This is a genomic window from Novosphingobium sp. BL-A-41-Hi4A-0G, assembly GCF_055521735.1.
The window spans coordinates 514246-536620 of record NZ_CM145501.1 but is presented as its reverse complement, the minus strand read 5'-3'; the positions used below and the strand labels follow the sequence as shown (position 1 = coordinate 536620).

General features: G+C 64.5%; 23 protein-coding genes. 14 read left to right on the top strand and 9 right to left on the bottom strand.

The window, feature by feature from the left end; translation table 11 throughout:
• Positions 1–101 precede the first annotated feature (101 nt).
• Positions 102–503, top strand: a complete 402-nt coding sequence (locus ACZ1JX_RS02795; RefSeq protein WP_465125280.1) for a hypothetical protein — start codon at positions 102–104, stop codon at positions 501–503.
• Positions 504–577: 74 nt separating this feature from the next.
• Positions 578–1264, top strand: a complete 687-nt coding sequence (locus tag ACZ1JX_RS02790) for a glutathione S-transferase family protein (protein WP_465125279.1) — start codon at positions 578–580, stop codon at positions 1262–1264.
• 34 nt (positions 1265–1298) lie between these two features.
• Here ACZ1JX_RS02790 and ACZ1JX_RS02785 read toward each other — a convergent pair whose 3' ends face one another.
• Both ACZ1JX_RS02785 and crtD read right to left on the bottom strand, forming a co-directional pair.
• Positions 1299–2114: a hydroxyneurosporene dehydrogenase gene (locus tag ACZ1JX_RS02785; protein WP_465125278.1), complete on the bottom strand. Its 816-nt coding sequence runs from the start codon at positions 2112–2114 to the stop codon at positions 1299–1301.
• A gap of 23 nt (positions 2115–2137) precedes the next feature.
• A complete protein-coding gene (gene crtD, locus ACZ1JX_RS02780) occupies positions 2138–3697 on the bottom strand; it encodes a 1-hydroxycarotenoid 3,4-desaturase CrtD (RefSeq protein WP_465125277.1) in 1560 nt (519 codons plus the stop codon).
• 81 nt (positions 3698–3778) lie between these two features.
• On the opposite strand from crtD, the gene ACZ1JX_RS02775 reads away from it, so the two are divergent.
• The 10 genes from ACZ1JX_RS02775 (at position 3779) to pufC (ending at position 13592) form a co-directional block, all read left to right on the top strand.
• Positions 3779–4906, top strand: a complete 1128-nt coding sequence (locus ACZ1JX_RS02775; RefSeq protein WP_465125276.1) for a methyltransferase — start codon at positions 3779–3781, stop codon at positions 4904–4906.
• 118 nt (positions 4907–5024) lie between these two features.
• Positions 5025–6005, top strand: coding sequence for a chlorophyll synthesis pathway protein BchC (gene bchC / locus ACZ1JX_RS02770; protein WP_465125275.1), 981 nt, complete (start codon positions 5025–5027; stop codon positions 6003–6005).
• Positions 6002–6991, top strand: a complete 990-nt coding sequence (locus ACZ1JX_RS02765) for a chlorophyllide a reductase iron protein subunit X (protein WP_465125274.1) — start codon at positions 6002–6004, stop codon at positions 6989–6991. The genes bchC and ACZ1JX_RS02765 overlap by 4 nt, the downstream gene beginning before the upstream one ends.
• Positions 6992–7009: 18 nt before the next feature.
• Positions 7010–8551, top strand: coding sequence for a chlorophyllide a reductase subunit Y (gene bchY / locus ACZ1JX_RS02760; protein ID WP_465125273.1), 1542 nt, complete (start codon positions 7010–7012; stop codon positions 8549–8551).
• A complete protein-coding gene (gene bchZ, locus ACZ1JX_RS02755) occupies positions 8548–9993 on the top strand; it encodes a chlorophyllide a reductase subunit Z (protein WP_465125272.1) in 1446 nt (481 codons plus the stop codon). Before bchY ends, bchZ begins: the two co-directional genes overlap by 4 nt.
• A 159-nt stretch (positions 9994–10152) precedes the next feature.
• Positions 10153–10308, top strand: a complete 156-nt coding sequence (gene pufB / locus ACZ1JX_RS02750; protein WP_144901809.1) for a light-harvesting antenna LH1, beta subunit — start codon at positions 10153–10155, stop codon at positions 10306–10308.
• 67 nt (positions 10309–10375) lie between these two features.
• A complete protein-coding gene (gene pufA, locus ACZ1JX_RS02745; RefSeq protein ID WP_144901811.1) occupies positions 10376–10561 on the top strand; it encodes a light-harvesting antenna LH1, alpha subunit in 186 nt (61 codons plus the stop codon).
• A 135-nt stretch (positions 10562–10696) separates the two neighbouring features.
• Positions 10697–11521: a photosynthetic reaction center subunit L gene (pufL, locus tag ACZ1JX_RS02740; protein WP_144901812.1), complete on the top strand. Its 825-nt coding sequence runs from the start codon at positions 10697–10699 to the stop codon at positions 11519–11521.
• Positions 11522–11535: 14 nt separating this feature from the next.
• Positions 11536–12510, top strand: coding sequence for a photosynthetic reaction center subunit M (gene pufM, locus ACZ1JX_RS02735; protein WP_465125271.1), 975 nt, complete (start codon positions 11536–11538; stop codon positions 12508–12510).
• The gene (pufC, locus tag ACZ1JX_RS02730; RefSeq protein WP_465125270.1) at positions 12507–13592 is read left to right on the top strand and encodes a photosynthetic reaction center cytochrome PufC; all 1086 of its coding nucleotides are present in this window, start codon (positions 12507–12509) and stop codon (positions 13590–13592) included. The genes pufM and pufC overlap by 4 nt, the downstream gene beginning before the upstream one ends.
• Positions 13593–13751: 159 nt before the next feature.
• On the opposite strand, the gene ACZ1JX_RS02725 is transcribed toward pufC, so the two are convergent.
• From ACZ1JX_RS02725 to ACZ1JX_RS02695, 7 genes are read right to left on the bottom strand one after another with little or no spacing between them, the layout of a single operon-like run.
• Positions 13752–14003 carry a hypothetical protein gene (locus tag ACZ1JX_RS02725; RefSeq protein WP_465125269.1) on the bottom strand — a complete coding sequence of 84 codons (252 nt, stop codon included), beginning with the start codon at positions 14001–14003 and terminating at the stop codon, positions 13752–13754.
• A 13-nt stretch (positions 14004–14016) separates the two neighbouring features.
• Positions 14017–14499 (bottom strand): TspO/MBR family protein, encoded by a 483-nt coding sequence (locus ACZ1JX_RS02720; RefSeq protein ID WP_465125268.1) that lies wholly within the window; start codon positions 14497–14499, stop codon positions 14017–14019.
• Positions 14496–15707: a geranylgeranyl diphosphate reductase gene (locus ACZ1JX_RS02715; protein ID WP_465125267.1), complete on the bottom strand. Its 1212-nt coding sequence runs from the start codon at positions 15705–15707 to the stop codon at positions 14496–14498. Before ACZ1JX_RS02715 ends, ACZ1JX_RS02720 begins: the two co-directional genes overlap by 4 nt.
• Positions 15704–17017 carry a BCD family MFS transporter gene (locus ACZ1JX_RS02710; protein ID WP_465125266.1) on the bottom strand — a complete coding sequence of 438 codons (1314 nt, stop codon included), beginning with the start codon at positions 17015–17017 and terminating at the stop codon, positions 15704–15706. The genes ACZ1JX_RS02715 and ACZ1JX_RS02710 overlap by 4 nt, the downstream gene beginning before the upstream one ends.
• Positions 17017–17919, bottom strand: coding sequence for a chlorophyll synthase ChlG (chlG, locus tag ACZ1JX_RS02705; protein WP_465125265.1), 903 nt, complete (start codon positions 17917–17919; stop codon positions 17017–17019). The genes ACZ1JX_RS02710 and chlG overlap by 1 nt, the downstream gene beginning before the upstream one ends.
• 49 nt (positions 17920–17968) lie before the next feature.
• Positions 17969–19390, bottom strand: coding sequence for a transcriptional regulator PpsR (gene ppsR / locus ACZ1JX_RS02700; RefSeq protein WP_465125264.1), 1422 nt, complete (start codon positions 19388–19390; stop codon positions 17969–17971).
• A gap of 12 nt (positions 19391–19402) precedes the next feature.
• Positions 19403–20224: a cobalamin B12-binding domain-containing protein gene (locus tag ACZ1JX_RS02695; RefSeq protein WP_465125263.1), complete on the bottom strand. Its 822-nt coding sequence runs from the start codon at positions 20222–20224 to the stop codon at positions 19403–19405.
• A gap of 319 nt (positions 20225–20543) precedes the next feature.
• Between ACZ1JX_RS02695 and bchF the strand changes: the two genes are divergently transcribed.
• Both bchF and ACZ1JX_RS02685 read left to right on the top strand, forming a co-directional pair.
• A complete protein-coding gene (gene bchF, locus ACZ1JX_RS02690) occupies positions 20544–21083 on the top strand; it encodes a 2-vinyl bacteriochlorophyllide hydratase (protein WP_465125262.1) in 540 nt (179 codons plus the stop codon).
• The gene (locus ACZ1JX_RS02685; RefSeq protein ID WP_465125261.1) at positions 21080–22375 is read left to right on the top strand and encodes a ferredoxin:protochlorophyllide reductase (ATP-dependent) subunit N; all 1296 of its coding nucleotides are present in this window, start codon (positions 21080–21082) and stop codon (positions 22373–22375) included. Before bchF ends, ACZ1JX_RS02685 begins: the two co-directional genes overlap by 4 nt.

Below are 22375 nucleotides of genomic sequence, written 5' to 3'. Positions count from 1 at the left end.
GCAAATCCATCTTTTTGAAGTTTCTGGCAAATAGCGCCTGCTCCGGGATCTTGGTCGCTTCGTCACCTTGGCGAATGCGTAACATCCCGGAAGGTAACGTCATGCCGATCTCAACCACCGCCAAGCTCTCGCTCCCGCTCGTCGCTGCCTTCGCCCTCGCAGGTTGCTCCACCAGCGGATCACCGAGCAAGAGCGCAGGCCAGCGCATTTCCGACCGCGGCAGTGCCATTTCCGATCGCGGCAAGGCATGGACCGAGGGCCAGCGCGATCAAAGTGACGGCCAGAAGCTCGTCAAGCGCAGCACCGACCGGCTTGCCGATGGCGAAAAGGACATGAGGGACGCGCAGGCCGCAATGGAAAAGGCCCAGAGCAAGATCGCAACGGCGCAGTCCGACCGCATGCGCGGCGAAACCCTCGTGTCCAGCGGCACGGCCAAGATGCAGCAGGCCGAAGCCGATTACTCGACGATCCGCACCGGACCTCCGGCTGTTCCACGGCCGTAAAGCAAGGTCGCATCTTCTATCTTGGTTTTCGGCGAATCTTCACCCAGAGTGATGATAACGCAGAGGGCAAGGCGATGACTGTTCAACTTTTCTATTCACCGGGGAGTTGCGCCCGGGTTACGGCTATAGCGCTTGAGGAAGCTGGCCTTGACTTCGATATCTGCCTCTTGCGGATGGCAAGGGGAGAGCACAAACAGTCCGATTATCTGGCCGTCAATCCGAAAGGCAAGGTCCCGGCGCTAGTGATCGATGGGCGCGTGCTGACCGAGAATGTAGCTATCTTGAGTTACCTGAACGCAAACCACCCCGAAGCCGCTCTTTTGCCAGCAACTGTCGACGAACTCGAAAGATTCAATCAGATCGCTGACCTTTGCTTTTGCGCATCGACATTGCACCCCGTCGTCACCCGCATCTGCATTCCGCGCTTCTTCGCTGAAACTCAAGATGCGCAAAGGCAGGTCCATGACGCGGCCGTCACGATGATGCGCAGGCAGTTCCAGATCGTCGAGGAACGACTGGATGACCGCCCGTTCTGGTATGGTCAGGACTGGTCGGTGATGGATGGCTATCTTTACTGGGTCTGGTGTCGCGTGCTGGGGGGAGGTTTTCCGGTCGAGGCCTATCCCAGATTCGCCAATCATGCGCGTGCGGTCGAAGCGCGACCTTCCGTCATGCGCGCGCTCGAACGTGAACGCCTGGCGATTGAACAACTGCGTGGAGAAGGCATTGAAGTCATGCCGGCACCACCGTTCAAGCCTTGATGCCGACAGGCTCAAGAAACCAGGATGGTTACCGTTACGGCTGCCGCGGTATCCGGTAGGGCAACATGAACTGCACGATCGGTGAGGCAAAGCGGTCGAGGTCGAGGCTTTCCTGCACCGCCACCACCGGCTCGCCGAACAGACGCGAGGCCAGCGTCGAGCGCGCGTAGAACGGGGCGTCCTCCCAGGTGCGGATCACGCTGGCATGACCTCGGTCGGCGCGGGTCTTTCGCTCCATCTGCCACAACGTGTTGGGCAGCGGCGCGACGGGCGGCAGAACTTCCTCCTCGTACGGCACGCCATCGGCTCCGAAGCGCAAGGCGCTGGCAAAGGCCTGCCCATTGCGCCGGATGCCTTCATAGCACACGGTCGAATCCCGCCGCCCGTGCGCGCGGGACCAGTGCCAGACGCGGAACCCTTCCTCGAGCGATTCCGACCCGAAGTTGGAATCAAGGTAAGCGCTGCCCTTCCATTTGAGGCCGGGCTTTTCCATCACCACCTCGATTTTCGCGCGCGGGGCGAGGCAGTGCCAGCGGTGGCGGCCCTCGGGGTCGAGAGCGAAAGCGCGGTCGTTCATCGCTTCGGGATAGACGCGGACCTTGCCCGCCACACGCCGCTGCCACGGCACGCCGACGCGCTTGTCCTGCTCCTCGATGTCGATTTCCAGCGCATCACCGGTCCAGCGCACCGCGCTCGGGCCGAACTGGAGATTGTCGGCATCGCGCGCCACGTGGCCGCGCCCACGCTCGGTCATCGTCCAGCGCGCGCCGGGGCCGTATAGCGCGACATTGAGCGCGCAATGGTTGAGCGGGTCGGGCCGACCGCTCTTCTTGTAGTAGGGCGAGAACACGCTGCCGATGAAAGCGATGATCGTCAGCCCATGGCGTCCGCACTCGCTGATCGCATCGACATACCACCAGCCGTAGCCACCGGGTGGGATCGCCGCATCGAAGCGAGGTCTTGCAGCACTGCATCCATCGCCAGCCGCCCGGACAAGGCGGCCATCGGGACTCCGGCCCCCGGATGGGTACTTCCACCCGCGCAATAGAGCCCAGGGATCCGGGTCCGCGTGCCCTGCCGGAGGAAGGACGCCGCCCAGCCGTGCGAGGCCCGACCATAGATCGCTCCCCCGGTCGAGGGCAAAAAGCTCTCGAAGGCGTTCGGCGTCAGAAGCGTGTGGGGGAAGTCCTCCTCCAGTTCCAGTCCACACCGCTGCAGGCTGCGCCTCATGGCCAGAGTGCATTGCGCCTTCTCCTTCTCGGTATAGTCGTGGCTGTCGCCGTTGGCGGGGGCATTGACGATGATCTGAAGCCGCTCGCGCGTGCCGGGCTGCACTTGCGCTCCGCCCTCGCGATCCTGCGCGCAGACGTAGACGCTGGGATCGGCAGGCGGCGCGCCGCTGCGGATATCGGCAAACTCCCGCGCATAATCGGGAGAGAAGAACACGTTGTGGCGCTTGAGCGGAAAACCCGACGTGCGCGCATGGGCGAGCCAGACCATGGCCGAGAGCGAGCGCTTGCGCGGGGCATGCGCGCTCACCGCCATCGCGCCCAAAGGTCCGAAGCGACCGGCGGCCAGCGCGGAGGGATCGGCGTTGGCGATGACCGCGTCGGCGGCAATCCTCTCGCCGGTGCTCAGGATCAGGCCCGATGCGCGGCCCTGCGCGGTCTCGATCAGCGCTGCGCCGGTGCCGAAGCGGAACCTTGCACCATGCATCTGCGCCAGCCGCATCAGGGCTCCGGCCAGTGCGCTCATCCCGCCGTCGATCAGCCACACGCCCTGTGCCTCGACATGGGCGACGAGCATCAAGGTAGCCGGTGTCTCGAACGGGGATGAGCCGCAATAGGTGGAGTAGCGGGCGAAGAGCTGTCGCAGCCGCTGATCTGCGAAGTGTTCGCCCAGCACCTTCCACATCGATTCATAAGGGCGGATCGCAAGCAGGTCGCCCATACGCCACAGCCCGATACGCCACATCAGCGGCAGCGGCCATGAAACCTTGCTGCCGCGCATCATCGGCCGGTCGATGATCCGGTGAATGCGCGCGGCCTCGGCGCGGAAAGTGCGGTAGCCCTTGGCGGCTGCGGCTCCGGCAAACTGGCCGATTGCCTCCTCACTGCGCTGCGGGTCGGCATAGAGGTCGAGCTTGCCCCCTGCTGCCCAGGCGTGGCTCGCAATCGTGTCGGCCTGGCGAATGTCGACGAAGTCTGTGAGTTCCGCGCCGCATTCGCGGAACAGGTCCTCGAACACATCGCGCAAGGTGAACACGGTCGGCCCGGCATCGACCGAAGCCCCGTCGACGATCAGTTGCCGCGCCTTCCCGCCGGGGTGCGAGGCCTTCTCGACAACGGTGACGTCGAGCCCGCGCGCGGCCAGCAGCGCTGCCGCTGCGAGGCCACCGATGCCTGCGCCGATGATCGCGACTCGCGATGCCAAGGCATGCTCCTCTTCCGAAGACGTTCTCCGTCTGTGAACACAATTGACCTTTACATGATAATTGTCCAACAAATTGGACATATGCTCGACGTATTGCCCCTTCCTGAAGCGGTGCCCGCCAGCAGTCCGCCCGAATGGCGGCGGCGCTGGACGATGTGGCGCAACCGCGTGCTTGGCAGTCGTACCTTTCAGGAGTGGGCAGCGCGCCTGCCTGTTTTCGCTGCCGTTTCCCGCCATCGAGCAGCCCGCGCCTTCGATCTGGTGGCCGGCTTCTGCTACTCGCAAGTGCTGATGGGGGCGGTCCAGACGGGCCTGCTGGACCTGCTGGCGATGGGCCCGTGCGATGCCGACGAAGTCGCACGATCGACCGGCCTCAGCCGCGATGCTGCGACGCGACTCGCACGTGCGGCCGCGGCGCTGGACCTGGCCGAAGAGGTTGCGCCGGGGTGCTGGATGCTCGGGCAACAGGGCGCAGCGCTGCAGTCCAATGCCGGGGCGTTGGCCATGGTGCGTCACCACAGCTTGCTCTACGCAGACCTTGCCGACCCCATGGCTCTGCTCCGCAAGGATCGCTCGGAACCGACCGCGCTCTCGACCTTCTGGCACTATGCCACGGAGGCAGAAGGAGAAACTGCAACCCGCTATTCGCGCCTCATGGCCACCTCTCAGGAGATGGTCGCGCGCGAGACGATGGCCGCCTACCCTTTCGACCGCCACCGGCGACTGCTCGATTTGGGCGGCGGCCATGGCGCCTTCATCAAGGCGCTGGCACCGGCCTGTCCTTCGCTCGAGCTCGGCATCTTCGATCTGCCGCCAGTGCTGGCAGGCGCAGCATCGCTTCCCGCCCGAGTCGCACTCCATCCCGGCGATTTTTTCGCAACACCCTTCCCGGAAGGGTACGATTGCATGACTCTCGTACGAATTCTCCACGATCACGACGATGATCGCTGCATGCATATCCTGCGATCAGCGCGCGAGGCGCTACCGCCCGGCGGACGCCTGGTGATCGCCGAACCGATGGCTGGCGTGCGTGGCGCCAGAGCGATGGGCGATGCCTATTTCGGCTTGTATCTCTGGGCGATGAACTCGGGCCGGCCCCGCACTGCGAGCGAGTACGCCGCCATGGCGCGCGAGGCAGGATTCACCCGTTCACAATCGCGTCGCACTGCAATGCCGGTCATCGCCAGCGTCATTGTCTGTTCATATTGACAGATTTGACCGTCCAATCTGTTTGACACTCTTTGGCGTTAGCGTATGGTGAACCATGCCAGACAGTCCCATCCGGGCACTGCGGCACGGCCAAGAGCCGAGAGAGGGGAAGACCGGCATGGAGTCGCTGGCGGTCATACTGGAGGCACCGAGGCGCATCGCGCTTCGCAGCCTTGCGCTGACGCCAGGACAGGCCTCCGGCAGCGCCGCAGCTGATCCCGCGCAAGGACACCTCGCCCCTTCCGACGTCCTCATAGAAGTCCAGTGGAGCGGCGTAAGCGCCGGAACCGAAAAGCTTCTCTGGAGCGGCGAGATGCCGAACTTCCCGGGCATGGGCTACCCGCTCGTGCCGGGATATGAATCGCTCGGCCGGATCATCGATGCCGGTGACGAAGCCTCTGAACGCATCGGAGACTGGGTCTTCGTGCCCGGCGCAACGTGCTATCGCGACGCGCGCGGCCTGTTCGGTGGCACGGCTCGCCGGGTCATCGTGCCATCCGCTCGCGCGCTTCCGGTTTCCGAGTCGCTGGGCCGCGACGGCGTGCTGTTCGCACTTGCTGCCACCGCGCTCCACGCGATGAACGGTGGCGAACCGCCCGATCTGATCGTCGGGCACGGAACGCTCGGACGCCTGATGGCGCGCATGACCATTGCCGCAGGAGCGCCGCCGCCCGTCGTCTGGGACAACAAGCCCGCCCGCCGCACCGGCGCGCAAGGCTACAGCGTCATTGCTCCCAAGGACGATGACCGCCGCGATTACGCCAACATCTACGACGCCAGTGGCGATGCCGATTGCCTCGACCTGCTCGTGCCGCGCCTGCGCCGTGGCGGCGAGATCGTCCTGGCAGGCTTCTACGCCAATCGCCCCAGCTTCGCCTTCGCCCCCGCCTTCCGCGCCGAGGCCCGGTTCCGCGTTGCCGCCGAATGGGGGCCTGACGACCTCGCCACTACCCGCGCCCTGATCGACAGCGGCGCGCTCGATCTCACCGGACTGGTCTCGCACCAGCGCCCGGCCGAAGAAGCCCCGGATGCCTATCCGGAAGCCTTCCTCGATCCCGACTGCCTCAAGATGGTCCTCGACTGGAGCGATTGCGCATGACGATGCTGGATACACATGCCGCCGCCCTGCGCGATGAAGCCGCGATCGAGCCCGACGCTCCCCACACCGGCGAGGTGAAGAAGGAAACGCAGATCATCGCGATCTACGGCAAAGGCGGATCGGGCAAGAGCTTCGCGCTGTCCAACCTCAGCTACATGATGGCCCAGCAGGGCAAGCGCGTGCTGCTGATCGGCTGTGATCCCAAGTCCGACACCACCAGCCTGCTCTTCGCTGGCAAGGCTTGCCCCACGATCATCGAGACCTCCTCGGCCAAGAAGCTTGCCGGAGAGGAAGTGCGGATCGAGGATGTCTGCTTCCAGCGCGACGGCGTGTTCGCAATGGAACTCGGCGGCCCCGAAGTCGGCCGCGGCTGCGGCGGGCGCGGGATCATCCACGGCTTCGAACTGCTCGAAAAGCTCGGCTTCCATGATTGGGGCTTCGATTACGTCCTGCTCGACTTCCTCGGCGACGTGGTCTGCGGCGGCTTCGGCCTGCCGATCGCGCGCGACATGTGCCAGAAGGTCATCGTCGTCGGCTCGAACGACTTGCAGTCGCTCTATGTCGCCAACAACGTCTGCAAGGCGGTGGAATACTTCCGCAAGATGGGCGGCAACGTCGGCGTGGCCGGCATGATCGTCAACAAGGACGATGGCACTGGCGAGGCCAAGGCCTTTGCGCAAGCGGTCGACATTCCGGTCCTCTGCGCCATCCCGGCGGACGAGGACATCCGCCGCAAATCCGCGAATTACCAGATTATCGGCAGGCCCGACGGGCAATGGGGCAGTCTCTTCGCAGAGCTTGCCGCCAATGTTGCGTCGGCCCCGCCGCGGCAGCCCAAGCCCCTCGACCAGGATGGACTGCTCGGCCTCTTCTCCCCCGAAGACACTGGCGGCAACGTAGAACTTGTCCCGGCGACACAGGCTGACATGCGCGGCGGATCATTCGAAACGCGGCCTTCGCTGGAGGTCGTCTATGACGAAGTCTGACCGCATGGGGCGCGCCGCATGAGCAATCTTGCCCCTGACATCGGCGACTTCTCGCGCCAGCCCGACCGGATCGAACTTGATCCGCCGGTCGAAGGCGGCGGCTGCCACGCCGGCGCGGAAACTCTGCGCGAGGCGACCAACAAGGCGCAAGGCTCCGAACTGCTCGAACGCTATGCAGCAGACTACCCGGTCGGCCCGCATGACCAGCCGCAGAGCATGTGCCCCGCGTTCGGCTCGCTGCGCGTAGGGCTCCGGATGCGCCGCACCGCCACCGTGCTCTCGGGTTCGGCCTGCTGCGTCTATGGCCTGACCTTCACCTCGCACTTCTACGGCGCGCGCCGCACGGTCGGCTACGTGCCGTTCAACTCGGAAACGCTCGTCACCGGCAAGCTGTTCGAGGATATCAAGGAAGCCGTCGAAGGCCTGGCCGATCCGGCGAACTACGACGCTATCGTCGTCACCAACCTGTGCGTGCCCACTGCCAGCGGCGTGCCGCTCAGGTTGCTGAAGAAGCAGATCAACGGCGTGCGCATCATCGGCATCGACGTGCCGGGCTTCGGCATCCCGACCCATGCCGAGGCAAAGGACGTTCTGGCAGGCGCCATGCTCGCCTACGCGCGCGAGGAAGTGGCCCAAGGCCCGGTCGCCGCCCCTGCCGTCCGTTCTGACAAGCCCACCGTCACCCTGCTGGGCGAAATGTTCCCGGCAGACCCCGTCGGCATCGGCATGATGCTCGAGCCATTGGGCCTTGCCGCAGGGCCGGTGGTCCCCACCCGCGAGTGGCGTGAGCTCTACGCCGCGCTCGATTGCGCCGTGGTCGCCGCAATTCACCCGTTCTACACCGCCAGCGTCCGTGAATTCGAGCATGCCGGGCGCAAGGTCGTCGGCTCGGCCCCGGTCGGCGCGGAAGGCACTGCCGCATGGCTCGATGCCATTGGTGCTGCCTGCAACGTGAGCCGGGCACAGGTCGACATCGCCAAGGACCGCTTCGTGCCGATGATCCGGGCCGCGCTTGCCGCCAACCCGATCAAGGGACGCATCACCGTCTCGGGCTATGAAGGCTCCGAACTGCTGGTCGCCCGCCTGCTGATCGAGAGCGGCGCGGACGTGCCCTATGTCGGCAGCGCCTGCCCGCGCACCCGCTGGTCCGATCCCGATCGCGAATGGCTCGAAGCGCGCGGCGTCCGCGTGAATTTCCGCGCCAGTCTTGAACAGGACATCGCTGCGGTCGAGGAATTCCATCCCGATCTCGCCATCGGCACCACGCCGGTGGTCCAGCATGCCAAGCAGCGCGCCATCCCGGCGCTCTACTTCACCAACCTGATCTCCGCCCGCCCGCTGATGGGCGTCGCAGGCGCAGGCAGCCTTGCCCAGGTTGTCAACGCGGCGATGGGCAACAAGGCGCGGTTCGACAAGATGAGCGCGTTCTTCGAAGGCGTCGGCACCGGCGCCAACGCAGGCGTGTGGGAAGAAACCCCGCAGGACCGTCCGCTGTTCAAGAAGAAGTACGCCGCCCTTAACGAAGCTGCCCGCAAGGCAGCAGAGGCGGTGGGCTCATGACCCTCGTCCTCGACCACGATCGGGCCGGCGGCTACTGGGGCGCGGTCTATGTCTTCACCGCGATCAAGGGTCTGCAGGTGATCATCGACGGACCGGTGGGTTGCGAGAACCTGCCGGTCACCTCCGTCCTGCACTATACCGACGGCCTTCCCCCGCACGAACTGCCCATCGTCGTCACCGGCCTTGGCGAGGAGGAGTTGGGCAAGACCGGCACCGAAGCCGCGATGAAGCGGGCGTGGAAGACGCTCGATCCTGAACTTCCAGCCGTTGTCGTCACCGGATCGATCTCCGAGATGATCGGCGGCGGCGTCACGCCGCAGGGCACCAATATCAAGCGCTTCCTGCCGCGCACCATCGACGAGGACCAGTGGCAGAGCGCCGACCGCGCACTGAGCTGGCTATGGTCGGAATTCGGCCCGAAGACAGTGCCCGCGGTCAAGCCCGTCAAGGACGGCGAGAAGCCCAAGGTCAACATCCTCGGGCCTTCCTACGGCATGTTCAACATGGCGAGCGACCTCCACGAGATCCGCCGCCTGATCGAAGGCATCGGTGCCGAGGTCAACATGGCCTTCCCGCTGGGCAGCCACCTGGCCGACGTGCGCAAGCTTGCCGATGCGCAGGCCAACGTCTGCATGTACCGCGAATTCGGGCGCAATCTGTGCGAACTGATGGAGCGCCCCTATTTTCAGGCGCCCATCGGGCTCGACAGCACGACGAAGTTCCTCCGCGCCCTCGCCGCGCAGCTCGGGCTCGATCCCGAGCCATTCATCGAGCGCGAGAAGCACACCACGATCAAGCCGCTGTGGGATCTGTGGCGCTCGGTCACGCAGGATTTCTTCGCCACCGCCAGCTTCGGCATCGTCGCGAACGAGACATACGCACGCGGCATCCGCAAGTTTCTGGAAGACGACATGGGTCTGCCCTGCACCTTCGCCTTCTCGCGCTGTGCCGGGGTAAAGCCGAAGAACGAGGACGTGCGCGCCGCAATCCACGCAACGCCGCCGCTGGTTCTGTTCGGCAGCTACAACGAGCGCATGTACAACGCCGAAAAGGGCGGCCGGTCGATCTACATTCCGGCCAGCTTCCCCGGCGCTGCAATCCGCCGCCATATCGGCACGCCGTTCATGGGCTATTCCGGGGCGACCTACCTCGTCCAGGAAGTGTGCAACGCGCTGTTCGACGCGCTGTTCAACATCATCCCGCTATCGACCCAGCTCGATCAGGTCGAGGCCACGCCCGCCCGCGACCATCGCGAACTGCCGTGGGACGAGGACGCCAAGACCCGGCTCGACCAGATCGTCGAGGCACAGCCGGTGCTGGTGCGCATCTCCGCCGCCAAGCGCCTGCGCGATGCCGCAGAGCGTGCCGCGCGCGCCCACGGCGAATCCCGCGTCAATGCCGACAGGCTGGCTGACGCGATGCTCGAGGCGCAGGTCGCATGACGCGCAGCCCTCACCTTTCCGCCGCTTCGGCAGGCGCAACCAATTGCTCGGTAACCGATCTCCGGTCGCCGCGCTCCCCCATCCCCGCAGGTCTCCCTGCGTGGATACCGAAAGAGGTCTTCCGCCTCTCGCACACCAACAACGACTGGAGATTGGGCAATGAGTGATCAAGACGATCGCTTCGGGCTGAGGACCTACCTCACGCCTGAGGAAGCAAAGGAATTCCACAAACTGTTCGTGAGCAGCTTCGTCGGCTTCACCGCCGTCGCAGTGGTCGCACACGTCCTCGTCTGGATGTGGAAGCCCTGGCTCTGACACACCTCTCCACCAACCGACGTCCGGTGGGTGGAACCTCTGATTAACTTGCACAAGGACTAAGACCATGTGGAGGATTTGGCTCATTTTCGATCCGCGCAGGGCACTCGTTGCACTGTTCGCGTTCCTTTTCGTGCTCGCACTGGTGATTCACTTCATCCTGCTCAGCACCGATACCTTCAACTGGCTCGACGGCCCGAATTCGGCCCAGGGCATGGCACAGGCAGCAGCAGCGGCGCCGCCGGCGTCCTGATTACAGCCTGTGCGAGAGGCGGCGGCGCTCCCGTCGCCGCCTCCGGTGGCTGCAAGAGCCAACAACTGATCCCGTCGGCAAAGGCGGGGTGGGAACAATCAAGCCCGTCGCGCCGCGGCGGGGAGGGGTAGAACCATGGCACTCCTTAGTTTCGAACGAAAATACCGCGTTCGCGGTGGCACGTTGATCGGCGGCGACCTGTTCGATTTCTGGGTGGGTCCGTTCTACGTCGGTTTCTTCGGTGTGGTGACCGCGATCTTCGCGTCACTGGGCACCGCCCTCATTTTCTACGCGGCCTCGCAAGGGCCGACGTGGAACCCGTGGCTGATCTCGATCGAGCCGCCCGATCTCAAGTACGGCCTCGGTCTGGCACCGCTGGCCCAGGGCGGGTTCTGGCAGATCATCACGGTCTGCGCGCTCGTCTCCTTCAGCAGCTGGGCGCTTCGTGAAGTCGAGATCTGCCGCAAGCTTGGCATGGGCTACCATGTCCCTGCCGCGTTCAGCATGGCGATCTTCGCCTACTTCACGCTGGTGGTGATCCGCCCCGTCCTTCTGGGCGGATGGCACTTCGGCTTCCCTTACGGAATATTCAGTCACCTCGATTGGGTTTCCAACACGGGATACCAGTACCTGCACTTCCACTACAATCCGGCACACATGCTCGCGGTCTCGTTCTTCTTCACCACGGCTCTGGCCCTGGCGCTGCACGGCGCTCTGGTCCTCTCGGCCGTGAACCCGCCAGCCGGCGGCGAAGTGAAGTCGCCCGAGTACGAAGACACCTTCTTCCGCGATCTCATCGGCTATTCGGTCGGCACGCTCGGCATTCACCGCGTCGGCCTGCTGCTGGCGATGAACGCCGGTTTCTGGAGCGCGGTATGCATCGTGATCAGCGGGCCCCTGTGGACCAAGGGCTGGCCCGAATGGTGGACCTGGTGGCTCAACCTGCCGATCTGGTCGTGAAGGAGCACTGAGCGATGGCGACCTATCAGAACATTTTCACCCAGGTCCAGCTTCGTGGGCACCCCGAAGCAGGGATCGACCTTCCTCCCGGCAGCGAGCCGCGGATCGGCAAGGGTTCCTTCAACCACCTCATGGGCATGATCGGCCATGCGCAGATCGGCCCGGTCTATCTGGGCTGGACCGGCGTATTCGCGCTGATCTTCGGCTTCTTCGCGATCGAGATCATCGGGCTCAACATGCTCGCCTCGGTCAACTGGAACCCGATCCAGTTCGTGCGGATGCTGCCCTGGCTCAGCCTTGAACCGCCGGGACCGGAGTATGGCTTCACGCCTTTCGTGCCGCTGGCCAAGGGTGGCTGGTGGATCCTTGCAGGCTTCTTCCTGACCACATCGATCATCCTGTGGTGGATCCGCACATACACCCGCGCCCGCGCCCTCGGCATGGGAACGCACGTGGCATGGGCCTTTGCCTCGGCGATCTGGCTTTACCTCGTACTCGGCTTCATCCGCCCGTTCTTCATGGGTTCGTGGGCAGAAAGCGTGCCGTTCGGCATCTTCCCGCACCTCGATTGGACCGCCGCCTTCTCGATCCGCTACGGCAACCTGTTCTACAATCCGTTCCACGCCTTCTCGATCGCCTTCCTCTATGGCTCGACCCTGCTCTTCGCGATGCATGGTGCGACCATTCTGGCTGTCGGCCGCTATGGCGGTGAGCGCGAGATTGAGCAGATTACCGATCGCGGCACGGCTTCGGAACGCGCTGCGCTGTTCTGGCGCTGGACCATGGGCTTCAACGCCACGATGGAATCGATCCATCGCTGGGCCTGGTGGTTCGCGGTGCTGACGACGCTGACCGGCGGAATCGGCATCCTGCTGACCGGCACCGTGGTCGACAACTGGTACCTCTGGGCACAGCAGCATGGCTACGCCCCGATGTATCCCGATACCGGGGTCATCGATCCCGCAACGCTGGGGAGTGCGGGTCAATGAAAAGGACAATCGCAATCGCCGCACTGGCGAGTGCTGCGCTGACGCTGACGGGTTGCGAAATCGCGCCCAAGCAATCGGTGCAGTACGGTCACCGGGGCACGGGAATGGACCAGGTCACCTTGAAGAAGGTGGCCATGGCCAAGGACGATGTCCCCGCCCCGCCCTATGACAGCCCCTCGACAGAAGGCCCGCGCGCCAGGGAAGTCTATCAGAACGTCCAGGTGCTGGGGGACGTCTCGGAAGAGCAGTTCACCTATACCATGGCCGCGATCACCGCCTGGGTAGCACCGGAAAAAGGCTGTAATTACTGCCATAATCCGGAAAACATGGCCTCGGACGAGATCTATACCAAGGTCGCCGCGCGCAAGATGTTGCAGATGACGCGCAACATCAACCAGAACTGGACGAAGCACGTCGCGACGACGGGGGTCACCTGCTGGACCTGTCACCGCGGCAATGCGATCCCGGCCAACTACTGGGCGCTGCCGGAACCGGGCAAGAACGGCATCATCGGCAACCTTCACGGGCAGAACCAGCCACTTCCGGCCTCTGCCTACTCGTCGCTGCCCAATGCCTCGCTGGCCTTGTACCTCACCGGCGATCCCAAGACCGACAAGTCGATCCGCGTCGTATCGGACGGTATGCACCCGACGGCGGCGAACAAGCTGACGGTAAAGGAAACCGAGCCGCAGTATGCACTTATGAACCACATTTCGACGTCGCTCGGGGTGAACTGCACGTTCTGCCACAACGCCCAGGCGTTCAAGCCGTGGAACATCAGCACGCCCAAGCGCGCCACGGCGTGGTACGGTCTGCGCATGGTTCGGGACATAAACGGCCAATATATCAGCGGCTTGAAGGACGTCTTCCCGGCACACCGCAAGGGGCCGATGGGCGATCCGTTCAAGGTGAGCTGCGCCACCTGCCACCAGGGCAAGAACAAGCCCATGGGCGGCTACAAGATGGCCAAGGACTACCCGGCGCTGTGGGGTTCGCCCGTCGCGATACCTGCGGCTGCTCCTGCGGCTCCGGCTGAACCTGCTGCACCTGTGGCGGGCGCGGTGACAACCGCAACACACTGATCCCCCGCAGAAATGTGGGACCTGAGGGGGCCGCCCGGCATATGCCCGGCGGCCCCTTTTTTGTTTTCCAACTCTGTGGGGACTCTGGGGCAACTCTCGGAGGCAGAGGGGTAACTCCCCCCTGACTGGCCCGAACGAAGCCCATGCAAACGGGTATCTTCAGCGGGCCTTCGCGCGCCGCATCACATCGGCCAGATGGACCGGGAACGAGAGCGCGATCGGTGCCGAGATCCATGGCCAAGCAGCCCCGGTCAACGCCGCGCGAAGTCCTACAACGATCAACGCTGCGGGAAGCAGCATCGTGAGGAGTTCTCCAACTTTCCAACCGCGCCGCCAGAGCCACAGCGCTTCGAGCGCGAGGGCGGCGAGCACAATGTCTGCCGCGTGACCTGAGGCGAACAGCGCTTCCATCGGCCTTCAGCCCTCAGCCGAAGGGTGCGTTAAGGCGGACGACTTCCCAGTTGAGCGCGCCCGCGACCGTTACCCACGCGATGTAGGGCAGGAGCAGCGCCGCCGAAACGCGCGAGAGGCGGCCGCAGTAGGCGATCAGGACGGCGATGGAGAGCCAGAGCAGGCACAGTTCCCAGAACGCCCAGTCGGGCCGCTGCATCCGGAAAAAGAGCAGGCTCCACAATATGTTGAGGAAGCCGTTCAGCGCGAAGAGGCCGATCACCGTGTCCGAGGTGCGCGAATCCTTCGCCGCGCGCCAGGCCGCTACGCCGGCGATGGCGCAGAGCGCGAAGATCGTGGTCCAGGCGATGGGGAACATCGGCTGCGGTGGCGTAAAGGCGGGCTTGGCCAGAGAATCGTACCACGGTCCGAGATCAGTGATCGTCCCGCCGACCATCGCGGTGGCGAACGCGGCGAGCGAGGCGATCCCGATGGGGACAAAGGCCGCGCGGCTCATCCCGCAGCGGGCCTCAGGCCGAGCAAGTGCGCGCAATCCTTGAGGAATATTCGCACGTGCGCCATCGGATTGGCGCGGACCAGCTTCTTGTTCATGTAGGCCTGCCAGGTCAGTTGCTGGACGTCCTTGTCGGCACACATATCGACGAAGCGCTCGCGGCGCTTGTCGCTCGAGTACCAGAAGTACTGCATGATCCCGAGAATCCAGAACACCCGGCCATGCTCGCGCAGGAAGGCTTTGCGCGCCTGCTTGAGCACAACGGGATTGCCGGTGGCGATGTAGGCATCGGCGGTTTGGGCGGCGATGCGGCCGCAGACCATTGCGTAATAGATGCCCTCGCCCGATGCCGGGGCGACGACGCCCGCGGCATCGCCTGCGACCAGCACGTCGCGACCATTATCCCAATGCTTCAGGGGCTTGAGCGGAATCGGCGCGCCTTCGCGGCGCAGCGTATCGCAGCCTTCGAGGCCCAGCTCCTCGCGCATCTGCTTGACCGAACCGCGCAGGGAGAAGCCCTTGTTGGCACTGCCGACGCCGATGCTGGAGGTTTCGCCATGGGGGAAGACCCAGGCGTAGAAATCGGGCGAGAGCTTGCCCTGGTAGAGCACATCGCAGCGGGTGGCGTCGAAGCCTTGGGGCGTGCTTTGCGGCGAGCGGACGACTTCGTGGTAGGCGAAGACGCAAGGGTTGCGCTCGGCACCGGGGATGTTCTCGCGCGCAACGCCCGAGCGGGCACCATCCGCGCCGATGACCAGCCGAGTGCGAACCTTTTGCACCTCGCCACCGCGGGATTCGCGATAGCAGACGACCGCGCCGGGCAGGCCGTCGCGTTCGACGGATTCATAGGTGCCGGTGCGGCGTTCGGCCCCGGCGCTGGCGGCGCGGGCGCGGAGCCATTCGTCGAAATGATCGCGGTCCACCATGCCGACGTAGCCGATCTCGCCCACCGGCATGTCGACCGCGCGATTGGACGGGGCGACCATGCGGGCCGAGCGGGCGCGGGCGACGAGGAGCGATTGGGGAACCTCGAACTCTTCGAGCAGGCGTGGCGGGACGGCACCGCCGCAGGGCTTGATCCGCCCTGCCCGGTCAAGCAGCAGGACCTTGCGGCCAATGCGCGCCAGATCCCAAGCAGCGGTTGCGCCCGAAGGCCCGCCGCCGATCACCACTACGTCAAATTCGGTTCCCGTTCCCTCTTGGCCGTTCATATGCCTGCTGCCCTGAATCTGGCGGCTGCGGATCGCCGGTTCGTCACGCGCATTGCGAGGACCGCCGAGACCATGAACAGGCTCGCCTCGAGTGCGAATATCAACTGGAAGGATTCTGTGACTTGCCCCGTGGCGCTGCGCGCCAGATCGACGCCGAGGGCGCCGGTAAGTCCGCCAAGTCCGAAAGCGATGGCCTGCGCCGTGCCCCAAACGCCCATGCGCACACCTTCGCGGGTGCGTTTGCCCGCGCCTGCCAGCCCCATCATCGAGCCGATGGCCGAGACGGCGAAGGCACCGTTGAAGAAGCCCAGCGCGGCGATGTTGGCGGCAATCGGCCAGCCCGGACCTGCCCTGGCGGCAAGCGCGAGGCCCGTAAGCGCAAGCGCCGAACCGATGCAGCCGAGCATGGTCCAGACGCGCAGCTCGATCGGCATGCGCCCGGCAAAGGCGCTGCCACCAAGCCCGGTGACGATCATGCCGATCAGAACGCCGCCGTGCTGGACGCCGGAAAGGCTGGTCGACTGGCCGGGCGACATCTGGAAGACGAGGCCTGCGAAGGGTTCGAGGATGAGGTCCTGCATCGAGTAGGCCAGCATCGAGACGAAGATGAACAGGGTGAAGCGTCGCGACTGCGGGTCGCCGAGGATTTCGGCAATGGCTTCGCGCAGGGAGGCAGGCGGCTCGCGGGTTTCAGGCGCAAGCGCGGCTGCAGCTTTCGACTCCAGACCGAGCATGGCAAGGCAGGTGACCGTGATGGCCGCAGCGATCACGCCGCCTGCAACCATGAGCAGGCGCTGTTCCGAATAGGGATCGAGCAGGGCTCCGGCGGTGCCTGCGGAAATGACGATGCCGAAAACCATCATGATCCATGTGGTTGCGGCTGCCGCAGCGCGCTTTTCAGGGGCGACGCCGGTTGCAAGGATGGCGAGCATCGACGTGCCCGCCGCGCCGACGCCGGCGCCGATCAGACTGAAGGCCACAACGGCAAGGACGATGCCGAGCGTGCGGGAATCATCGAGCATGGTCGTGGCCTGAACCGCGAGCATCGTGCCTGCACCAAGGATCGCCATGCCGCCAATCACGAATGGCGTGCGGCGGCGGCCAAGGTCCGAACCATGGCCCCAGAGCGGGCGTGTGAGTTGGACCATGTAGTGCCAGGCAACGAGGCCAGCGGGGATTCCGGCGGCAAGGCCATATTCCAGCACCATCAACCGGTTGAGCAGCGAGGTCGCGACCATGACCATTGCCCCGATCGAGGCCTGCACCGCACCGAGCCGCACAATCGACCACCAGCCAAACCTGCCGTTCATCAAATGTAACCTCCAAGCCCGAGCGCTGCTGCGAGCATGCCGAGCACGTAGAGCGAGACGCCGGTGGCGTTGTACCAGGGCGCATTCTTCGCCGGGGCCGAGACGAGCTTCGGCATCAGGCAGAGTTGCGCCAGCAGCAGCACCGAAACGGCTGCGCCTGAAATCAGGTGTCCCCACGACAGCATCAGGGCGACGACCACCGCCTGCGGTGCGGCCATGACCACGCTCGCCAGAATGGCGGCGGGCCTTTCGCCCAGAACGACTGGGAGCGAGCGCAAGCCGGTTGCCCGGTCTCCCTCCACGGCCTTGAAATCGTTGAGAGTCATGATGCCATGTGCCCCGAAGCTGTAGAGCGCGAGGACGGCGATGACTTTGACCGAAGGGAGCGCGCCGGCCATGACGGCGGCGCCGGTGAACCAGCTCAACCCTTCATAAGTCAGCGCAACGACAGCGGGGCCGACCCAGCCGCTGGTCTTGAGGCGGAACGGCGGGGCGCTGTAGGCCCATGCACAGGCCAAGCCGACGACGGTGGCAATCAGCACCCACTTTCCGCTGAGCGCTGCTACGACAAGCGAGAGAATCGTCCAGATGATCGCAATGGCCAGACCCCAGCGCCCGGCGATTCTCCCAGAGGGAATAGGGCGGCCCGGCTCATTGATCGCATCGACGTGACGATCGAACCAGTCGTTCACCGCCTGGCTGGTGCCGCAGACGAGAGGCCCCGTCAGCGCGATGCCTGCCAGCAGGAAGGTCCAGCGGCTGAGCGGCGCAACGCCGGACGAGACGACGCCGCACATCAGCGCCCACATCGGCGGAAACCAGGTTATCGGTTTGAGAAGTTCCAAGACATCGCGAGCCGCCGGAGGCGGCGATATCGTAGTCGAGACTGCCGATCGCGCCATGGCATGACACTATGCCCAAGCGGCATAAGCGTCAAATCAATTTGACACTCTAAGCGTCAAGATTGTCAGCCATATTTCCAAGGCCATAGCGGTGCAGCTTGGAATAGAGGCTCTGTCGGCTGAGGCCGAGGATTTCCGCGGCCGAAGCGCGGTTGTTCGAGGTGTATTCGAGCGCGGCTTCGATGCACAGACGCTCGATCAGGTCGGTGGATTCGCGCACGATATCGCGCAGCGACATGCGGCCGACGAGTTCGGTGAGCTGTTCGACCGAGCGCGGGGCATCGGTCGTTGCCGGGAGATCGCGCAGACGGCGACCGATGGGGCGAATCACGAAGCCGTAGGAGGGCTGTTCGTCGCTGGTGCGGACGGCGGAGAGTTCGACCGGTTCGCCATCGAAGCCATCGCGCGCGCCGACTACGGTGCTGACATTGCGGGCAATATCATGCTTGGCAAGCTGGCCGTCGATAAGGTCGAGGTCAATGCCAGGACGTCCGACGAAATCGCCAAGCGGACGACCGCGCAACTGATCGACGCTGGCGGCCGAGACGAGCTCGACAAAGGCCGGGTTTGCCGACTGGATGATCATGCGCGAATCGGTCAGCACGAAGGCATCGGGCATTGATTCGATCACCCGAAGCGTGGCGCCCGAATTGTGTTCGGCAACGCCGCTTGCACCGGCGAGCCTGACCAGCAGAAACTGGCCGCCGCGTTCGCGGAAGCCGCTGGCAGAAAGCATGACCGGCTCACACCCGTCAATCGGCTCGGCCTCGATCGGCATGATGCCGGGAGAGACCAGTGCCGAGCCGAGGAAGGCAATCAGGTGTTCGCGCGCGGGGCGGCCGAACAGCGCGGTGAGCTTGCCGCCCTGAAGCATGCCGTTGCGGGCATGGAACAGCTGGTGCGCGGCGCGATTGGCCTCGCGGATGCGGAAGGTTTCGGCATCGACGATCAGCACGGGTTCAACCGACTGGTCGAACAGCATGCGGTAGCGGGCCTCGAGCTGGCGCAGGCGCAGGTAATCGCGTTCGAGCGACTGCTGGGCCTGAAGCACCCGCTGCTGGAGCGCTGCTGCATCGCGCATGTCGCGGCCCAGGGCTATGCTGCCACTACCCTGCCCCAGCTTCACGACGACAAAGCGGACCGGTACGTCGCCTTCGCTGGTGACCTGATTGACCTGACGCCAGTGCTGCGTCACGCCCTTGCGCGCATTGGCCAGCATTTCCATGACCTTGGGCCGGCTCTCTATCGAGACGGTGTCGAGCCAGTCCTTGCCGAGCCACTGTCGCGCATCGGGAAATTCGCGCGGATTGGCGGTAAGGTCGATGATCTTGCCATTGTCGTCGATGATCAGTGCGATATCGCCGGCAACCATGGCGAGCTTCGCCGCGGCATCGGCATCAAGCCTTTCAAAATGGCTTTCGGCACTGCCGAAGGGCAACTTGCCCTCAATGCTGTTGTTGCGAGCTGGCATCAACCGGGCCGGTTAGCCGAGCCGAAGATCGAAACCGGCCGACCCGATGAGTTGCCTGGACACAAGCTTTTCGGCGAGGACGACGGCCGAGCGCGCGTCGGGAGCGGTGCCATCGGCGCCCACTTCGTCAACAAGTCCCGGATTGGCATTGACCATTCGTCCACCGATAAAGATCTGAACCTTAGGCGCTCTCGAAACGCTGCGGATGGCGCAAATTAGGTCACTCAGATTTCCGTTAGTGCAATCGCAACTGACGGTCAAGCCTATGACATCGAAGTGTCTTTCTGCGATAATCTGCAGCAATTCCTTACGCTTGGGCTCAATCAAAGCTTCCGTCTGCCAGCCTGCCCTTGCGAACACTTCCTCGATCATCAAGGTGCCAAGGGCGTGACCGTCTCCAGGCATGGGCGAAAACAAGGCGGAGCGGGAAATGTTCCCGTCAAAGTGGTCCGACGGATAATGCAGCGCGACCTGGCGCATCACTTCCTGAAGGCGCCAGAGACCCATCGTGACATCGAGGAAATCGCACTCGTCCTCTTCCCAGTGCTGGCCAAGGCGGCGGGCGGACGGGGCAAGCAGGTCGACGAAGATCGATTCGATCGAAACGCCGCGTTCGATGAAGGATTCGACCACTTCGAGAAGTTCGTCGGCATCGAGATCGAGGGGGAGCGAGGCGAAGCGCGCGGCTTCTGCGGGATCGACCGACAGCGTTCCGGTGGGCCGTGCCCGGCCGACGCCCGAGGAGTGGGCCAGCAGCAGGCGGGGGATGATCTGTTCTTCGATCAGGCTGTTGACCGGACCGGGAGGTGTCGGCCGCACATTCGCGCTGGCCATCTCGTAATGCTGGGGATCATTCGGACCCCCGCCCGGTCTCAGATTGCGGGCCCGCTTCGGGCGGACACTGCTCGCAGCCCGCTTCGTAGACCCCGTACCATATAGCGTCGCCATAACAGACCCCTCCGGTCTGGGTGGGTGAGAGATATCACCCCCGGGCTGTCGCTTGTTCTTCCGACTCTGTCCGGAAACGGCATCCTACGCCTGTAAACCGTTGCTGACAAATCCTCATCTGTCATTTTTATTTGTCGTCAAGATAGGTTGACACTTCTCCGGTGAAGCGTAGTCTCCAATCTCCACGAAAAGGTGAACGGGCGGGATGTCAGGGGAAGCAATCAGGACCGGAGCCGCCGATCACGGGATCGGCAGGCGGCCCGCGCGCCCTGCGCTATACACTCCTGAAGAGCGTGCCCGCCGCGATGCGACTCGCTGGACGCTGGTCCAGGGCCTGCTTGCCCCTTTCCAGTTCCTCGTCTTCCTGATCAGCCTCGGACTCGTGCTGCGCAGCCTTGCTACGGGCGAAGGCGCCTTTGCGGCGGACGTCTCGGTGGTCGCCAAGACACTCACGCTGTTTGCGATCATGATCACCGGATCGATCTGGGAAAAGGTCGTGTTCGGAAAGTGGCTCTTTGCCCGCGCGTTCTTCTGGGAAGACGTGTTCTCGATGCTGGTGATCGCGCTGCACGCCACGTACATGGTGATGCTGCTCGGCCAGTTCGGCAGCTTTGCCCAGCGCATGGAAATCGCGCTCGCAGGCTATGCCGCTTATGTCATCAATGCTGGACAGTTCCTGCTCAAGCTGCGCGCCGCGCGGCTCGAGGCCGAGCGTTCCGCGCCTTTTCAGGGAGCCTCGGCATGAGCGCAGACAGCACGCTTGTCGCGCCGAGCAGCGGCTGCGCCACGACCAGCCAGCCCGAAGTGCTGCGCCAGCGCGGCCAGCGAGAGGTGTTCTGCGGGCTGACCGGGATCATCTGGCTGCATCGCAAGATGCAGGACGCGTTCTTCCTCGTCGTCGGATCGCGGACCTGCGCGCACCTGCTGCAGTCGGCTGCGGGGGTGATGATCTTTGCCGAGCCCCGCTTTGCCACCGCGATCATCGAAGAGCGCGATCTTGCCGGGATGGCCGATTGCCAGGACGAGCTCGACCGCATCGTCGACCGCCTGCTGGTCCGCCGCCCGGAAATCCGCACGCTGTTCCTCGTGGGCTCGTGCCCTTCGGAAGTGATCAAGCTGGACCTCGGCAAGGCGGCGCAGCGGCTCGACGTGAAGTTTGGCGGGCGCACCCGCATCCTCAACTATTCGGGCAGCGGAATCGAGACGACCTTTACCGAGGGGGAGGACGCGTGCCTCACCTCGCTGGTTCCGGAAATGCCCGCGGCAACTGCTGCTGACGCACCGAACCTGCTGGTGATCGGCGCCCTGCCCGACATCGTCGAAGACCAGTTCCGCCGCCTGTTCACCGAACTTGGCATCGCCACGGTCGATTTCCTGCCGGCAAAGCGCATGGCCGATCTGCCCAAGGTGGGGCCGAACACGGTGTTTCTGCTGGCCCAGCCGTTCCTGACCGAGACGACCGGCGCGCTGCAGCGGCGCGGGGCCAAGCGGCTTGACGCATTGTTCCCGTTCGGCGCGGAAGGCACGACCGACTGGCTGCGCTCTGCTGCCGAGGCCTTTGGCGTTGACCGGATGCACTTCAACCGCGTGGTCGCGCCGGGGCGCGAGCGGGCCAAGCGTGCGATTGCCCACTGCCGTGAGCGGTTGGAAGGCAAGCGCATCACCTTCCTGCCGGATTCGCAGCTGGAACTGCCGCTGGCACGCTTCCTTGCGACCGAGCTTGGCATGGTTCCGGTGGAAGTGGGCACGCCTTACCTCAATCGCGAACTGAATGCCCGCGAACTGGCACTGCTTCCGGAAGGCACTCGGCTGAGCGAAGGGCAGGATGTTGACCTGCAGCTTGATCGCGTGCGTGCAGACCGGCCGGACCTGACTGTCTGCGGTCTTGGCCTTGCCAATCCGCTGGAAGCTGAAGGGCTTTCGACCAAGTGGGCGATCGAACTCGTCTTTTCGCCGATCCACGGCTTCGAGCAGGCGGGTGACCTCGCCGAGCTCTTCGCGCGGCCGCTTCGCCGTCGCGACATTTTGAGGGTATAG

What these genes read in the sequence shown, in the direction of transcription:
- bchZ (WP_465125272.1), top strand. Translation starts at nt 8,548, where the DNA reads ATGACCCTCGTCCTCGACCACGATCGGGCCGGCGGCTACTGGGGCGCG.
- ACZ1JX_RS02795 (WP_465125280.1), top strand. Translation starts at nt 102, where the DNA reads ATGCCGATCTCAACCACCGCCAAGCTCTCGCTCCCGCTCGTCGCTGCC.
- bchC (WP_465125275.1), top strand. Translation starts at nt 5,025, where the DNA reads ATGGAGTCGCTGGCGGTCATACTGGAGGCACCGAGGCGCATCGCGCTT.
- pufL (WP_144901812.1), top strand. Translation starts at nt 10,697, where the DNA reads ATGGCACTCCTTAGTTTCGAACGAAAATACCGCGTTCGCGGTGGCACG.
- ACZ1JX_RS02775 (WP_465125276.1), top strand. Translation starts at nt 3,779, where the DNA reads ATGCTCGACGTATTGCCCCTTCCTGAAGCGGTGCCCGCCAGCAGTCCG.
- ACZ1JX_RS02715 (WP_465125267.1), bottom strand. Translation starts at nt 15,707, where the DNA reads ATGAACGGCCAAGAGGGAACGGGAACCGAATTTGACGTAGTGGTGATC.
- ACZ1JX_RS02725 (WP_465125269.1), bottom strand. Translation starts at nt 14,003, where the DNA reads ATGGAAGCGCTGTTCGCCTCAGGTCACGCGGCAGACATTGTGCTCGCC.
- ACZ1JX_RS02790 (WP_465125279.1), top strand. Translation starts at nt 578, where the DNA reads ATGACTGTTCAACTTTTCTATTCACCGGGGAGTTGCGCCCGGGTTACG.
- ACZ1JX_RS02720 (WP_465125268.1), bottom strand. Translation starts at nt 14,499, where the DNA reads ATGAGCCGCGCGGCCTTTGTCCCCATCGGGATCGCCTCGCTCGCCGCG.
- pufA (WP_144901811.1), top strand. Translation starts at nt 10,376, where the DNA reads ATGTGGAGGATTTGGCTCATTTTCGATCCGCGCAGGGCACTCGTTGCA.
- chlG (WP_465125265.1), bottom strand. Translation starts at nt 17,919, where the DNA reads ATGGCGCGATCGGCAGTCTCGACTACGATATCGCCGCCTCCGGCGGCT.
- ACZ1JX_RS02710 (WP_465125266.1), bottom strand. Translation starts at nt 17,017, where the DNA reads ATGAACGGCAGGTTTGGCTGGTGGTCGATTGTGCGGCTCGGTGCGGTG.
- pufC (WP_465125270.1), top strand. Translation starts at nt 12,507, where the DNA reads ATGAAAAGGACAATCGCAATCGCCGCACTGGCGAGTGCTGCGCTGACG.
- pufB (WP_144901809.1), top strand. Translation starts at nt 10,153, where the DNA reads ATGAGTGATCAAGACGATCGCTTCGGGCTGAGGACCTACCTCACGCCT.
- ACZ1JX_RS02765 (WP_465125274.1), top strand. Translation starts at nt 6,002, where the DNA reads ATGACGATGCTGGATACACATGCCGCCGCCCTGCGCGATGAAGCCGCG.
- bchY (WP_465125273.1), top strand. Translation starts at nt 7,010, where the DNA reads ATGAGCAATCTTGCCCCTGACATCGGCGACTTCTCGCGCCAGCCCGAC.
- ppsR (WP_465125264.1), bottom strand. Translation starts at nt 19,390, where the DNA reads ATGCCAGCTCGCAACAACAGCATTGAGGGCAAGTTGCCCTTCGGCAGT.
- pufM (WP_465125271.1), top strand. Translation starts at nt 11,536, where the DNA reads ATGGCGACCTATCAGAACATTTTCACCCAGGTCCAGCTTCGTGGGCAC.
- ACZ1JX_RS02685 (WP_465125261.1), top strand. Translation starts at nt 21,080, where the DNA reads ATGAGCGCAGACAGCACGCTTGTCGCGCCGAGCAGCGGCTGCGCCACG.
- ACZ1JX_RS02695 (WP_465125263.1), bottom strand. Translation starts at nt 20,224, where the DNA reads ATGGCCAGCGCGAATGTGCGGCCGACACCTCCCGGTCCGGTCAACAGC.
- bchF (WP_465125262.1), top strand. Translation starts at nt 20,544, where the DNA reads ATGTCAGGGGAAGCAATCAGGACCGGAGCCGCCGATCACGGGATCGGC.